The following is a 13799-nucleotide window of genomic DNA, read 5'->3' as shown; positions in this document are numbered from 1 at the left end:
TTGGCGTCATGCAATCGCGGGCCCGGGTCGGATCCTCGGCTGACAACGCCCTCGCCGAATCGTTCAACGCCACGCTCAAACGAGAAGTCCTGCAAGGACGCCGGACCTTCGCGAACGCATTGGAGGCTCGCTTCCAGGTCGAGTCCTGGATCACCGATTACAACACGACCCGGAGACACTCGTCTCTGGGCCAGATCTCACCGATCGACTACGAACAACGGCAAGCTAGCCTCGCCATCGCCGCATAGGACGGTGTCAACACCAAAGGGGTAAGCCCCCTCCCTCGTTGTCGCTGCCCGCCCGAAGCGCAATCAAAAAACAGATCGGAAGCCGACGGACCCACCCATCCATGGGAATCGAGAGCCGGTCTCGATGACGCCCCAATTGCACCTCGAGCGGTCGACCATCGGTGGCTCCCCGCGTGCAGACCCACCATTGGGCACTTCCCTGAACCGCTGTACCGCAAATGTCATTGCGGGCCCAAACCGTGCCGAGCACACTGATGCGGTGACGATCGCTTACGATCCGCCATCGCTCGATGGCGAGACCCTCGACGCCTTGCTCTACGACCACCTCAACCACTGGGGTCCCAGTGAAGGCTTCTATCTCGAACATGTCATGAGCGCCGCAACCGTGCTCGACATCGGGTGCGGTACCGGCACCATCCTGCGTCGCGCCCGCGGTGAAGGCCACGACGGCCGGTTGTGCGGCCTCGATCCCGACCCCGCCATGCTCGACCAAGCGCGCGCCTCCCACGCGGCCGAATGGCTCCTCGCCGCTGCCGCCGAGGCCCCCTGGAACGGCGAGTTCGACCTGGCGATCATGAGCGGCAACGCCTTCCAATGCCTCCTCGATGACCGCGTCACCCGCGAATCGCTCACCGCCGTCCGCCGAGCCCTCACCGACGGGGGCCGGTTCGTCTTCGACACCCGCAATCCGGCTGCGACGGCATGGCGCACCTGGAACTCCGGCCATCCCTTCGAATTCGTCGACCCGCTCGGTGAACCCATGCGCGTGCACCAGAAGGCGAGCGAACCGGACGAGCACGGCGTGGTCACGCTCGAGACGTACTTCAGCGCCTCCTACTGGGACCGACCGCTCAAGGCCTCCTGCGGCCTGCGCTTCATCGGCCCCGACCACCTCGACCGGCACCTCGACGCCGCCGGTTTCGCCGTCCAGCAACGCTACGGCGCCTTCGACAAGACCGCGTTCGACCCCGAAGCCTCAGGCTCGATCATCACCGTCGCCACAGCGCTCTGACGGCGCCATCGTCGATGTCGGCGCCGCACCCGTGCGGTCACCGCCGACTCGGCGGTCACGAATCCGGGGGATGACCGCGGGCCCCGGCCGCGAGAGCGGCCGGGGCCCGGGCCGGTGTCCGGAACGGCTAGCAGACGGCCGGTTCGACCCAGGTGCACTCGAGGTGCGCGTTCGCGTCCTCTTCGGGCATCTCGATCTCGTCGGCCTCGCTGAAGGTGGTGATCTCGGCTTCGGTCGCGGCCTCGCTGTGGCCCGCGACGGTCGCCGCGATCCGGTCTTCGAGGTCCTTGACCGTCGAGTACAGGTAGTCGTTGATCAGCACGCTGAACACGAGCTCGCGGCCGTCGGCGTCGGTCACGTACCCCGACAGGGCCGAGACGCTCGTCATCGACCCGGTCTTGCCGTGCACGTTGCCCGCGGCGGGTGTGTCGCACATCCGGCCCGCGAGCGTCCCGCCCACCAGCGGATCCGACTCGCACGCGATCGGCAGCGCCTCGTACCACGTGTCGAACCACGGAGCGTCCTTGGCGCCCACCAGCAGATCGGTGACCATCGCCGGAGTGATGAGGTTGTGCCGCGACATCCCCGAGCCGTCCACCTGGCGGATCGGCCCGGTGTCGACCCCGTACTTCTCGATGCCCTCGTAGACCGCGGCCTTGCCGCTGGCGAAGGTGCCCTCGCCGGTCGCCTCGTAGCCGAGCGCCTTGAACAGGGCCTCCGCGTGGGAGTTGTTCGACTGCTTCAGGAAGTGGACCACGAGCTCGGACAGCGGCATCGAGTGGTGCCCGGCCAGGACCTCGCCGTCCTCGGGCGCGGCCTCGCCGAGGCGGACCTCGCCGGTGACGGTGATGCCGTGGTCGGCCAACGCGTCGGCGAACACCGACGCGGCCAGCCCGGCCGGGTCGATCACGGCGCGGGTGCCGTAGGTGCCGGCGCTGTCGGCGGCGATGGTGCCCGAGACGCGGATCTCGTTGCTGTGGAAGTCCCGGTCGATCGAGACCGAGGTCTCGCCGCCCGCGGCGACGGTGGTGGCCTCGTTGACGATCGTGACGTAGCCGTTGGCGGGGGTCATGGTGATCTCGGCCGCCTCGCCTTCGGCCGCACCGGGTTCGACGTCGACGCGGACCGCACCGGCGTTGTAGTCCTCATTGGCGGCCACGGTCAGCGCCGACACTTCGGCGGCGTACAGGTACTGGAGGTCGCTCCAGCCCCACTCGGTGCCGAGCCGCGTGTCGTCGAAGGCGGTGTCGTCGGCGACCAGGTCGCCGTCGACGCTGGTCACGCCCGCGTCGGCGAGCTCGGCGGCGAGCGCGTCGTAGTCCTCGGCGAGCATGGTCGGGTCGCCGGTGCCGCGCAGGTAAAGGTCGCCGTCAATGACGCCGCCCTCGGGCGAGGCGGCGCCGACGGCCTCAGTGGTGAACGTGTAGTCCTCGCCGAGGAGCTCCAGGGCCGCGGCGGAGGTGGCGAGCTTGGTGTTGGAGGCGGGGACGGCGCGCTGGTCGCCGCCGTGGTCGTAGAGGATGTCGCCGGTGTTCGCGTCCGCGACGACGACGCCGGCCTGGGAGTCGGTGAGCCGGGGGTCGGCGAGGATGGCGTCGATGGCGTCGGCGAGCGCTTCGTCGCCGGTTTCCTGCGCTTGCGCCACAACGGTTCCCGCGACGCCCAGGGCGGTCGCGGCGGTGACGGCGAGCGCGCCGGTGATCAGGGTACGTTTTCTCACGGATCGAGTGTATCGATGTGTATCCACGTCCACGGGCCTTGCGCGCCCGATGCGCGGTTCGCCGCCTTTGGGCATGGAAGGCGGCGGTTCGGGCGCGGACAGCCGCGAGGCGCCCCACCGGTGCGGCGGGGCGCCTCGCGCCGCTTGACGGGCGTAGGGGGAACTATTCCACAGTGCTTGCCGCGCTTATTCCACGGTGACCGACTTGGCCAGGTTCCGAGGCTGGTCGATGTCGCGGCCGAGGGCCGTGGCCAGTTCGGCGGCGAACTCCTGAAGCGGGACGGCGGTCAGCAGCGGCGCCAGCAGCGTCGGCGCGGCCGGGGTCGCGATGACGTGGTCGGCGTGGACGCCGGCGATGTCGTCTCCGGCCTCGCACACGGCGATGACCTTCGCGCCGCGGGCCTTGACCTCCTGGATGTTGGAGACGATCTTGTCGTGCAGCAGGGACCGGCCCCGCGGGCTCGGCACGATCGCGATGACGGGCGTGCCGTCCTCGATCAGGGAGATCGGGCCGTGCTTGAGCTCCCCTGCGGCGAAGCCCTCGGCGTGGATGTAGGCGAGCTCCTTGAGTTTCAAGGCGCCTTCGAGGGCCACGGGGTAGCCGACGTGGCGGCCGATGAACAGGACCCGCCCGAACGCGGCCGAATCGCGCGCGATCGCGCGCACCGGCTCCATGTCCTCCAGCAGCGAGGCGATCTTGTCGGGCGTGGCGACGAGCTCGTCGAGGACGGCCTTCACCTCGTCGGCGTACATGATGCCCCTGGTCTGGGCGAGGTGGAGGCCCACCAGGTAGCAGGCGGCGAGCTGCGTGAGGAAGGCCTTGGTGGAGGCGACGGCGACCTCGATCCCCGCGCGCGTGTACAGGACCGCGTCGGACTCGCGCGGGATGGTGGAGCCGACGGTGTTGGAGATGGACAGGACGCGAGCCTTCTGGTCCTTGGCGTGGCGCAGGGCCATGAGCGTGTCCATGGTCTCGCCGGACTGGGAGATCGCGACGACGAGCGTGGAGCGGTCCAGGACCGGGTCCCGGTAGCGGAACTCCGAGGACAGCTCGACCTCGCAGGGGATGCGCGTCCAGTGCTCGATGGCGTACTTGGTGACGAGCCCGGCGTGGTAGGAGGTGCCGCAGGCGATGATGAAGACCTTGTCGATGTCGCGGAAGTCCTGGTCGGACATGCGGACCTCGTCGAGGACGATCTGCCCGGCCTCGTCGATGCGCCCGCGGAGGGTGTCGGCGACGGCGGCGGGCTGCTCGTTGATCTCCTTGCGCATGAACGTGGCGTAGCCGCCCTTCTCGGCGGCGGTGATGTCCCAGTCGACCGAGTAGGGCCTGCCCTCGGACGGCTTGCCCTCGAAGTCGCGGATGGCGAGCCCTTCGCGGCCGATCGTGACGATCTGGTCCTGGCCGAGCTCGATCGCCTCGGTCGTGTAGGCGATGAACGCGGCCACGTCCGAGGCCAGGAAGTACTCGCCCGCGCTGTCGCCGGTGCCGACGCCGACGACGAGCGGGGAGTTGCGGCGGGCGCCGACGACGGTGTCGGGGTCGTCGGAGGCGACGGCCAGGAGCGTGAAGGCGCCTTCGAGGCGGGCGCACACGCGGGTCATGGCCCCGGTCAGGTCGCCGTCGAGCGCGTACTCGCGGCCGAGGAGCTGCGCGGCGACCTCGGTGTCGGTCTCGGAGGCGAACTGGACGCCCTCGGCTTCGAGCTCGCCGCGCAGCTGCCCGAAGTTCTCGATGATGCCGTTGTGGATGAGCGCGACGCGCCCGTCGGCGGACAGGTGCGGGTGGGCGTTGCGGTCGGAGGGCACGCCGTGGGTCGCCCAGCGGGTGTGCCCGATGCCGCAGGTCGAGTCCGGCAGGGCGGCCTCGCCGAGGGCCGATTCGAGATTGGCGAGTTTGCCGGCCTTCTTGGCCAGACCGAGCGCGCCGTCGGCGACGAGCGCGACACCGGCCGAGTCATAGCCGCGGTATTCGAGCCGCCGCAGCCCGTCGAGCACGACGTCGACGGCCGTGCGCTGTCCTACGTATCCCACGATTCCACACATGCGAAGAACCTTACAGCAGTTTCGCGCACGGCTTGTGCGCGGATTGGGGGTCATTGATCACATCGTTTGATCATTTCGGTGTCGGGCGCCACGCGGGCGCTACGAGATGAGGGCGACGGCCCTGGTCCCGTCCTCGCCGTTGACGTAGCTGATCGCCACGCCGCCCGCCACGGTCGTCAGCTGCGCGTCGCGGCACCACGCCTCCGGCAGGCCCTGCTCGGCCGCCTCGAGCTCGACGGGGTCGCCGCCGTCGATCTGGTAGAGCCGGCAGTCCGGGGCCGTCGGGTCCAGGGACAGGTCGGTGGCGAGCAGCGCCCGGTTGTCGGGCAGCACCGTCGCCCAGCCGCGCGCGACCTCCGGGTCCAGCGGAGTGAAGCCCAGGTGCACGGCCTGGCGGTGGAGCCGCTCGCCGCTCTCCAGGTCGTAGGCCATGACGCCGAGCCAGGCGCCCTCCCCGTCGTTCCCGCCCGAGTAGCACTCGACCAGCTGCACGGTGCGCCGCTCGGCCTGGCCCACGCTCGCCTTCGGCGGCGAGCCCTCGCCGTTCCCGCCGGTGGCCTCGGCCAGCGCGGTCGGGTACGACAGGTGCAGCGTCCCGCCGCACGCCGAGGTGTGGGTGGCGCCGAACTGCTGGCCCTCGCTGCTCCACAGCACCGTCCCGTCGTCGGCGTCGACCGCCATCAGGTTGTGGTCGAAGCGCCTGGCGGAGAACGGCCCGTCGGAGACGCGCTGCTCAATGCGGCTGTCGATGACCACCGCGCCCTCGGTGACCAGGAAGCTCTCGGGCACGACCTCGGCGGCCTCGTCGATGGGGAGCTCCCAGACCGCCTCGCCGTCGGCGAGGGCGAACGCGAGCATGTGGTCCTGGGCCCGCAACCGGTTCGGCGCGGGCACGCAGTCGGTGAGCATCACCAGCCGGTCGGCGGTGATCTGGGCGGCGGTGCCCTCGCAGCCCTCGGGCAGGCGGGTCGACCACAGCCGCTCCCCGGTGAAGTCGTAGGCGGTGAACGTCGAGGAGTGCACGCCGGTGTAGACGAGCCGGTCGTCGGCCAGGGCCAGCAGCACGCCGGGCGTGCCGTCGAATTCGGCCGTGGCGACCTCCTCGCCGGTGCGGGCGTCCAGCACGCGCGTCTGGTAGTCGTCGCGGTTGTCGGCGCGCGGACCGGAGAGGCCGACCAGATCCTGGGCGTGGGAGAGCACCGGCTCCTGCGCGGCGAGCCAGTTCCAGCGGCGGTGGTACCACGCGGCCGTGCCGGTGTCCGGGTCGAGCAGGGTGACGGCCTGCGGCGTGGGCTCGGCCGGGTGGTCGACGCGGAGCATCCCGTACGGGGTCTGGATGAACTGCTCGACGCCGGCCAGCTCGGTCATGCCGTCGAAGGCGGGCTTGGCGCTGGCCTCGGACGCGTCCCCGACCCGGGTGTCCTGGTTCGCCAGGTCGGTCCACAGCTGCATCGCCGGGGCCAGCGCGGCGGCGGAGAGGACGACGATCGCGGCGGCGAGCACGGCGATCTTGCGGCGCAGCGTCTTGGGGACGGCGACGCGCCCGCCGGCGTAGCCCTCGACGATGAACTCCGAGAGCGCGAGCAGGCCGCCGCCGAGGACGCCGAAGCCGTAGGCGAGGGCGGCGACGCCCGAGCGGTGGGTGATGAACGCGTCCGGTCCGGCATCGGGCATGGACGAGTACACCGCCCAGCCCGCGGCGGCGGCGCACCCGGCCACGACCAGGGCGACGATGATGAGGCGCAGGCCGGAGCGGGTGGCGGCGGTGATGAAGAGGAACGCCGCGAACAGGACCGAGGCGACGGTGCCGAGGATCATGTAGACGCCGGAGGAGCCGGTGCTGGCGCCGGTGCCGAAGGAGGCCCACACGAGCAGCGCGGCCCAGGCGACGATCGCGGTCAGACCGGCGGTGCGCACGAAGACCCGGGCCACTGGCCGTCCCATGGCGGGCTCGACGCGGCGGTGCGCCCCGGGCGAGGGCCGGTTCCGGACAGGGGCAGAGGAGCTCGCGGACATGCACTCTTTCTACCGGGCGCGGGGGCCCCGGGCCGGGCTTTCGCCCAGATCGCGCGAGCGGGTCGGGGATCTCAGGGGGTGCCGAGCGGCATCGTCGCCACAGCGGTGTAATTCGGCTGCTCGCCGCCGGGCTTCGTGCCGTAGTCCGATTTGTACAGTACGACGTCGTGGGCGGTCCAGCTCGGGCCGTGGTAGCGGCGCAGGGTCAGCAGGTCTTGGGCCGCTTGCTGGTTGGTGACGCGGTCGCCGGGGCGGGCGAGGGTGACGTGCGGGCGGTACTGCTTCTGGTCGACGGGGAGCTCGGCGGCGATGAGGCCGGCGCGGATGCGGTGAACCAGCTGGACGAGGCGGGCGACGTCGCCGTCGAGGCCGGCGTAGACGACCGAGTAGCGGCCGCGGCCGAACCGTCCGCCGCCGGAGACGCACAGCCGCAGGGGGTCGAAGGCGCCGCAGGCGGCGGCGAGGACCTCGGATGCCTCGCCGAGCCGCTCGGTGTCGACGTCGCCGAGGTAGGCGACGGTCAGGTGCCAGTTCGCGGAGCGGACGAGCCGGTTCGACTGGGCGGGTCGCCGGGTGCCCACGCCGGGGCGGCCGCCTCGGCCGGACGGGGTGCCGGTGCGGCGGGCGATGTTGAGATCGGACACCACTTCGGCGAGGTCGGACACGGCGTTGTCCGGGAGCGGCAGCGCGGCGAAGAGGCGCTGCGTCCGCGTCCCGTTCTCGGCGGCGACTGCGGTGGCGACGGTGGCACTCACTGGATTCCCTCCAGAAACTGCTAGGGGTATCGGCGCGCGCCGCGCTCGATGGATGTGTCGAGGCGGCGCGACGGGGTTGTCGCGATGCGTCTAATCCTCGCAGCAACGCCGACTGTTAATTCAGTGAAATCCCAACAGACGAGACGGTAATTTCCGGGAAGTAACACGGCGGTCCGCTCGGCGCGCGGGGAGCTGGCGGCTCCGCGAACGGCGTAGCGGGCCGCGGGCGCGGCGTCGCGGCAGGTGCGGCGGGCCGCGGCAGGAGGGGCTTTCAGGGCGTGCCCCGGCCGGGGGCGGCGGGAGCCGAGACGCACCCCACACGGCCGGCGGGCGGTCACGGTCAAGGCATGGCCTTGCTGGGGACGGCGGACGCCAGTTGGCGGCGCAGCCGCAGGTGCTTGGCTCCGTAGGCGAGCACGACGGCCACGATCGACACGCCGCCGCCGAGCCACAGTCCGGCCCTGGCCCCGGCGACCTCGCACACCCAGCCGACCAGCGGCGCGAACACGGCGGTCGAGCCGAGGAACACCAGCAGGTACAGGCTCAGGACGCGTCCGCGGAAGTCGCCGCGCACGCCCATCTGGACGCGCTGGTTGGCGGCCTGCGCGAAGTAGACCATGGCGAAGCCGGTGGGCACCAGCAGGATCATCGCCGAGGCGAAGGTGGGCCCGAAGCCGGTCGCGGTCGTGAAGACCCCGAGGGCCAGGCCGGAGGCGAGGACGGTGTACACGCCCGGCCGCCCGCGCCTGCGGCCCGAGACCAGCGAGCCGATGAGCGCGCCGACGGCCAGGGCGGTGAGCAGCAGGCCGAAGGTGTCGGCGCCGGTGACGAACTCGGTCTTGGCGAGCATCGAGAGCGTGATCGGGAAGTTGAAGGCGAAGCCCGAGACGAACAGGGCGACGACCAGGACGCCGAGGAGGTCGGGGCGTCCGGCGACGAAGCGGAGGGCCTCGCGGATGCCGCCGCTGGTGTCGGCCGCGCGGACGACCGGGTTCGACAGGCGGCGGCGCAGCAGGACGGCGCAGGCGACGGCCGGGCCGAGGAAGAACGCGGCGTTGACGGCGAGGACGGTGCCGGTGGAGGTGACGGCGATGAGGAGCCCCGCGACCGCCGGGCCGGCGATGCGGCTGGTGTTGAAGATGGCCGAGCCGAGGGCGATGGCGTTGGGCAGTGCGTCGCCCTCGACGAGCTCGGAGTAGAAGGCCTGGCGGGCCGGGCCCTCGATGACGGAGACGCAGCCGAAGACGAACACGGCGAGGTAGACCATCCACACTTCGGCGGCGCCGGAGAGCACGACCACGGCGAGCACGGTGGCGGCGAGCGCGTTGGCCAGGGAGGAGGCGAGCAGGATGACGCGCTTGTCGAAGGCGTCGGCGATCTTGCCGCCTTGGAGGCTGAAGAGGAGGTAGGGGCCGAACTGGAGGGCGAGGGAGAGCCCGAGGGCGGTGCCGGAGTCGCCGGTGAGCTCGAGGACGAGCCAGTTGATGGCGGTGGTCTGGAGCCAGAACCCGAGGGTGCCCATCAGCTGCCCGATCGCGAACACGCGATAGGCGGGGAAGGTGAGCGCGCGGAACGTCTCATGCAGCTGGCGAGCAATGACGGGGGACATAACAGTCCCCGATTCTATCTACTTACCGGCCGGCTAGCCAGTGAATATGACGAAGCCCTCCCCGCCGCGAACGCCGGAGACGCCCTCAAGCGATCCGGGAACTCGGCGTCGCATTCCCTCCCGCGCCGCGCACCCCGGAGACGACGGCAAGGCCGGGCGCACTCCGAAGAGCGCGCCCGGCCGATCGAGACTCGCGGCCCCGTCCGCGCCGCCGGACCGCGAGAGCGAGCGATCGCAATCCGCCACAGTCTCGGCATGGCTTTGAACAAGGGGGACCACCGAGGGCCGCATATCCGGAACATCCCGCCGTATCGGCTCGGCGGCCGCCGCTGTACTGCGCTTTCGCCGGCTCCGCCGCGAGCTGCTTCTTCCCGGCTCCGCCGCTGGGCTACTTCTTTCCGGCTCCGCCGAAGAGCACATCGTCCCAGCCGGGGAGCTGGTTGCGCGGCTTCGAGCCGGCCGCGGCCAGCGGCGGGGACTGCACGTCGTCCTCGGCCGCCGAGCGCTTGCCCGGACGCAGCACCGCCAGCGACGGCACCTCCGGCGTCTCGCGCTGCTCCGGCGCGGTCGTGCCCGGCAGGCCCAGCTGCGCGGCGTGCGGCTTGCCGCGCCCGGCCGGCTCGTCGAGCGGGCGCTCGAGCACCTCGCGGAGCCGGTCGCGGCGCAGCGGGTCGGGCCGGGTCGAGTCGTCGTCGCTCAGGCCGTGCATCGGATCGCGCGAGGGACGCACCGGCTCGCCGGGCCTGATGCCCAGGTCGGAGGGCTCGTTCAGCGATTCGGGCACCTGCTTGGGCGCCGGCGTCGAGAGGAACTGCGCCATCTCGTCGTCGGGCGTCACCGTCTGGCGGGCCCGGTCGAGCTTCCAGCGCGCCCGCGCCGTCGTCTTGCCCGAGGACCACGAGGCCTGGACCATCCACGAGCCGTCCTCGGTCCGCCACGCGTCCCACGAGACCGCCTCGGGATCGACACCGTGCGCGCCGAGCTTCACGTCGACCACGTTGGACATGCGCTCGCCGCGCTCCGAAGTGGCCAGACGGGCCCGGCGGGCCGCCTGCGCGAGCATCGCCCGCTCCTGGAGGACCGGGCCGGCGTAGCGCAGCACCCGGTCGACGGCGACCTGTGCGGAGGCGGCGATGTCCTCGGCGCTCTCACCGGCGCGGATGCGGGTCTGGATGTCGCGCGGGGACAGGTTGACGTGCGTGGCGCCGCGCGGCGGCGCGGAGCGGGGACTCGGCTGATTCGCGGCCGGCCGGCCCTCGCCGTCGGCCTTCGTCGGCTTTCCGCCGTCGGGCACGTCGACGGCCGCCGAGACCCGCTCGTCGAGCGGCAGCGCCAGCAGACGCCCCAGCTCGTCGGCGAGCACCAGCGCATGACCGTCCTCTGAGAGGGCTACGAACCGTACCGGCCTCATGCCTTTCCACCCCTCGTCTTCTTCGTCAGCGCCGCATTGCCAGCTCACCCGAGCGTACGCCCAACCCTACCGGCGAACCACAACCACCGGGGGCCGATATTCGCACATGCGACGCTTTCGAGTCGGAGTTACGGATTGTCGCGGAGTCTGTCGCAGAGTACATTGGCGAAGTGTCGCCCGACGGAAGTTCCGGATCTTCGCCCACGCCATCGTCGACGCCTCGTGACGCGTTCGAGCGGGTCAAGCGCTCGCCAGAGCTGCCGGCGCCCGAGGCGGTGCAGATGCGCATGACGCCGATCGCCGCGGGCGGGACACTACTGTGGACGATCGCCTTGGCGCTGACCCAATTGTTCCGGGACGAACTGGCCGATTCGGGGCGCGAATGGTGGGCGGCGTGCGCGCTGTGCGGCGTGGTGCTCGGACTCCTCGGCACGGCCGTCATGGTGGTCATGGACCGCCGCCATTTCTCCTCGCGTCGCGACGGCGGCGCCTCTGAGCCGCCGAGCGAGTGAACCGGCCGCTCCGGACGCAGCGCTCCTCGGAGCCCTCGTCGCCATAGGCGGACGGGGTCAGAGTTCTTCCGAGCCCTCATCGTCATAGATGGTCTCGGACTGGGCCACGCCCTGCGGCGTGGTGTCGACGAATTCGGCGATCTGGGAGTGGGCGCCGCAGCCGTGGTCGGCCGAGACGACCCTGCCGTCCTCCGAGGAGTACAGGTTCGCGCACGCGCCGAAGGCCACCCGCATCGAGCCCGCCAGCGGCAGGTAGAAGCCGCAGGTGCCGCAGCGGGCGGGCACGGGGGCGGCCTCGCTGATCGGGGCGCCCGGGCCGCGGTCGCCGTCGTACCAGCGCTGCGCGGTCTCCATGCGCCCTTCGCGGTTCATCACGCGCTCGCGTCCGAGGCCCAGCTCGAAGGCGATGTCCTCGACGGCGTCGTCCTCGGAGTAGAGGTAGGCGGGCATGAGGCGGTCGTCGTCCTCGCCGGTCGGCAGGACCTCGCCGGTGCCGACCTCGCCGGCCTCGAGCCGCTCGACCCACGGCACCCACGCGGGGGCGCGGAGCGCGTCCGGGCCGGGCAGCAGCGCGGTCTCGGAGACCGTGGCGGCCCTGGCGCGGGGGGCGCGGGTGACCACGACGGCCCAGCGCCAGCCGCGGTAGCCGGACAGCGTGCAGTCGAAGTAGTGGGTGACGACCCGCTCGGCCTCGGCCTCGACGGCCAGGTGCTCGCCGACGGCGTCGCCGGCCTCCTCGGCGGCCTCTCTGGCGAGCTCGACGGCGTCGGCGCACACGCGGTCGAGACGCGGTTTGCGGGTGCGGGTCTTCGCGGCTGCGGTGGCGGTTGAGCTCTCAGGCACGTCTTCAAGGATAGGCCAAGGCGGCGGCCCGCCCGCCGGACGGGGCCCGGTACGCCGTCCTTTCTCACACGTCTCGGGGGCCCGGGCCGCGATGCGGACCCGGTACGTTTGACCTCATGCGAATGCTCGTCGTGTGCGCGGTCAGCGAGGAGGCCGAGGCCATCGAGGCCGGCCGCACGGTCCGCCATGAACTGGACGTCCTCGTGGCCGGTGTCGGCCCCGCCGCCGCGGCGGCGGCCACCGCGCGGGCCATCGCCGAGAACGGCCAGATGGGCCGCGCCTACGACGTGGTCGTCAACGCGGGCATCTGCGGGGCCTTCAAGGGCCGCGCCAAGATCGGCGACGTCCTCATCGCCACCGACGCCGTCGCCGCCGAGCTCGGCGTGGCGCTCCCGTGGCGGTTCCAGCCGATCGACGAGCTCGGCTTCGGCACCAACCGGATCGGCTGCAACACGGTCCTGACCGTGGCCGTCGAGGGGGTCCGCGGGGAGATCCTCACGCTCGCCTCGATCACCGGCTCGGACGGCCTGGCCGCGAACCTCGCCCACCGCTATCCCGAGGCGGTCGGGGAGGCCATGGAGGGCTTCGGCGTCGCCACCGCCGCCCAGCAGGCCGGGCTGCCGTTCGCCGAGATCCGCACCGTCTCCAACTTCGTCGGCGAGCGCGACGTCGAGCTGTGGGACTGGGCCGCGGCGCTCAAGGCGCTGACCGGCGCGATCAGGGAGCTGTGAGGCCGTGAGCGAGATCCACCTGGCGCATTCCCCGTGCCCCAACGACACGTTCATCTACCACGCTTGGGCGGCCGGGCTCCTCGACGGAGCGCCGCCGGTGCGCTTGACGTTCGCCGACATCGACGTCACCAACACCGCTTGCGCGAACGGCGAGTTCGACGTCGCGAAGGTCTCCTACGCGGCGCTGCCGTACCTGGGCGAGGAGTGGCGGCTGCTGCCGGCCGGCGGCGCGCTCGGACGCGGATGCGGGCCGCTGGTGCTCACGAACGGCCGGTCCGATCTGAGCGGCGCGACGGTCGCCGTCCCGTCGGACCGCAGCACCGCCTTCCTGCTGTTCAAGCTGTGGATGGACGAGCTGGGCGGCGAGGACGTCAAGGTCGAGGTCGTGCCGTTCGACCGGATCATGCCCGCGGTGCGGTCGGGCCGCTTCGACGCGGGCCTGGTCATCCACGAGGCCCGGTTCACCTACCGCGAGTACGGGCTCCAGTGCCTCGCCGACCTCGGCGAGTGGTGGGAGGCCTCGACGGGGGCGCCGATCCCGCTCGGCGCGATCGTCGCCAAGGCCGGGCTCGACGGCGAGGCGATCACCGAGACCATCCGGGCCTCGCTGGACTACGCCTGGGCCGCTCCGGAGGCGAGCCGCGACTACATCGCCGAGCACGCGCAGGAGATGTCCGAGGCGGTGTGCCGCCAGCACATCGACTTGTACGTCAACGAGTTCTCGCGCGATCTGGGCGCGGAGGGCCGGGCGGCGGTCGAGCGGCTGCTGGGGGGAGCGGCGGCGCTCGGGCTCGTCCCCGAGACGCGGATCGCGGGCCTGTAGCCGCGGGCCGGCGCCAGGTCTCCCGCGTGAGAATTCCTATGGGGATGGTGTTCCCGGGGCGGCGGAGGCGAGG

The 13799-nt window shown here is 71.7% G+C and carries 12 protein-coding genes; 5 read left to right on the top strand and 7 right to left on the bottom strand.

All coding sequences use genetic code 11. The features are described 5' to 3' along the window. Both YWW_RS0120620 and YWW_RS0120615 read left to right on the top strand, forming a co-directional pair. A partial coding sequence (locus YWW_RS0120620; protein WP_155830303.1) for an integrase core domain-containing protein occupies window positions 1–248 on the top strand: 248 nt, incomplete at its 5' end. Between the two features lie 259 nt (window positions 249–507). Next, a complete protein-coding gene (locus YWW_RS0120615) occupies window positions 508–1260 on the top strand; it encodes a class I SAM-dependent methyltransferase (RefSeq protein ID WP_211228637.1) in 753 nt (250 codons plus the stop codon). Window positions 1261–1387: 127 nt separating this feature from the next. Here YWW_RS0120615 and dacB read toward each other — a convergent pair whose 3' ends face one another. The 6 genes from dacB to sepH all read right to left on the bottom strand — a co-directional run bounded on the left by dacB (window position 1388) and on the right by sepH (window position 10817). Continuing rightward, window positions 1388–2980: a D-alanyl-D-alanine carboxypeptidase/D-alanyl-D-alanine endopeptidase gene (gene dacB, locus YWW_RS0120610; protein WP_026931588.1), complete on the bottom strand. Its 1593-nt coding sequence runs from the start codon at window positions 2978–2980 to the stop codon at window positions 1388–1390. A gap of 186 nt (window positions 2981–3166) precedes the next feature. Continuing rightward, a complete protein-coding gene (gene glmS, locus YWW_RS0120605; RefSeq protein ID WP_026931587.1) occupies window positions 3167–5026 on the bottom strand; it encodes a glutamine--fructose-6-phosphate transaminase (isomerizing) in 1860 nt (619 codons plus the stop codon). A 99-nt stretch (window positions 5027–5125) separates the two neighbouring features. Next, window positions 5126–6970 carry an outer membrane protein assembly factor BamB family protein gene (locus tag YWW_RS0120600; protein ID WP_155830302.1) on the bottom strand — a complete coding sequence of 615 codons (1845 nt, stop codon included), beginning with the start codon at window positions 6968–6970 and terminating at the stop codon, window positions 5126–5128. Between the two features lie 143 nt (window positions 6971–7113). Further along, window positions 7114–7797: an RNA 2',3'-cyclic phosphodiesterase gene (thpR, locus tag YWW_RS31955; RefSeq protein ID WP_051326107.1), complete on the bottom strand. Its 684-nt coding sequence runs from the start codon at window positions 7795–7797 to the stop codon at window positions 7114–7116. A 340-nt stretch (window positions 7798–8137) separates the two neighbouring features. Next, a complete protein-coding gene (locus YWW_RS0120590) occupies window positions 8138–9406 on the bottom strand; it encodes an MFS transporter (protein WP_081687623.1) in 1269 nt (422 codons plus the stop codon). Between the two features lie 388 nt (window positions 9407–9794). Beyond that, window positions 9795–10817 carry a septation protein SepH gene (sepH, locus tag YWW_RS0120585; RefSeq protein ID WP_026931584.1) on the bottom strand — a complete coding sequence of 341 codons (1023 nt, stop codon included), beginning with the start codon at window positions 10815–10817 and terminating at the stop codon, window positions 9795–9797. A 170-nt stretch (window positions 10818–10987) separates the two neighbouring features. Here sepH and YWW_RS31950 point away from each other — a divergent pair, with 170 nt between their 5' ends. Next, window positions 10988–11329 carry a DUF2530 domain-containing protein gene (locus YWW_RS31950; RefSeq protein WP_155830301.1) on the top strand — a complete coding sequence of 114 codons (342 nt, stop codon included), beginning with the start codon at window positions 10988–10990 and terminating at the stop codon, window positions 11327–11329. 57 nt (window positions 11330–11386) lie between these two features. Here the strand turns inward: YWW_RS31950 and YWW_RS31945 are convergent, their stop codons facing one another. Further along, a complete protein-coding gene (locus YWW_RS31945) occupies window positions 11387–12172 on the bottom strand; it encodes a DUF3027 domain-containing protein (RefSeq protein ID WP_081687622.1) in 786 nt (261 codons plus the stop codon). Window positions 12173–12288: 116 nt separating this feature from the next. On the opposite strand from YWW_RS31945, the gene mqnB reads away from it, so the two are divergent. Next, window positions 12289–12903 (top strand): futalosine hydrolase, encoded by a 615-nt coding sequence (gene mqnB / locus YWW_RS0120570; protein WP_026931583.1) that lies wholly within the window; start codon window positions 12289–12291, stop codon window positions 12901–12903. Window positions 12904–12916: 13 nt separating this feature from the next. Beyond that, the gene (locus YWW_RS0120565; protein ID WP_211228641.1) at window positions 12917–13726 is read left to right on the top strand and encodes a 1,4-dihydroxy-6-naphtoate synthase; all 810 of its coding nucleotides are present in this window, start codon (window positions 12917–12919) and stop codon (window positions 13724–13726) included. Window positions 13727–13799 lie beyond the last annotated feature (73 nt).

Origin of the sequence: Glycomyces tenuis DSM 44171 (genome assembly GCF_000427885.1) — a bacterium.
Taxonomy (GTDB): Bacteria; Actinomycetota; Actinomycetes; order Mycobacteriales; family Micromonosporaceae; genus Glycomyces; species Glycomyces tenuis.
The sequence above is the reverse complement of the archived record's forward strand: the minus strand, read 5'-3'. Positions and strand labels throughout refer to the sequence as shown.

Bases quoted from the DNA above. Each gene is read 5' to 3' on its own strand.
- glmS (WP_026931587.1), bottom strand. From the start codon at position 5,026: ATGTGTGGAATCGTGGGATACGTAGGACAGCGCACGGCCGTCGACGTC.
- mqnB (WP_026931583.1), top strand. From the start codon at position 12,289: ATGCGAATGCTCGTCGTGTGCGCGGTCAGCGAGGAGGCCGAGGCCATC.
- YWW_RS0120600 (WP_155830302.1), bottom strand. From the start codon at position 6,970: ATGGGACGGCCAGTGGCCCGGGTCTTCGTGCGCACCGCCGGTCTGACC.
- sepH (WP_026931584.1), bottom strand. From the start codon at position 10,817: ATGAGGCCGGTACGGTTCGTAGCCCTCTCAGAGGACGGTCATGCGCTG.
- YWW_RS0120590 (WP_081687623.1), bottom strand. From the start codon at position 9,406: ATGTCCCCCGTCATTGCTCGCCAGCTGCATGAGACGTTCCGCGCGCTC.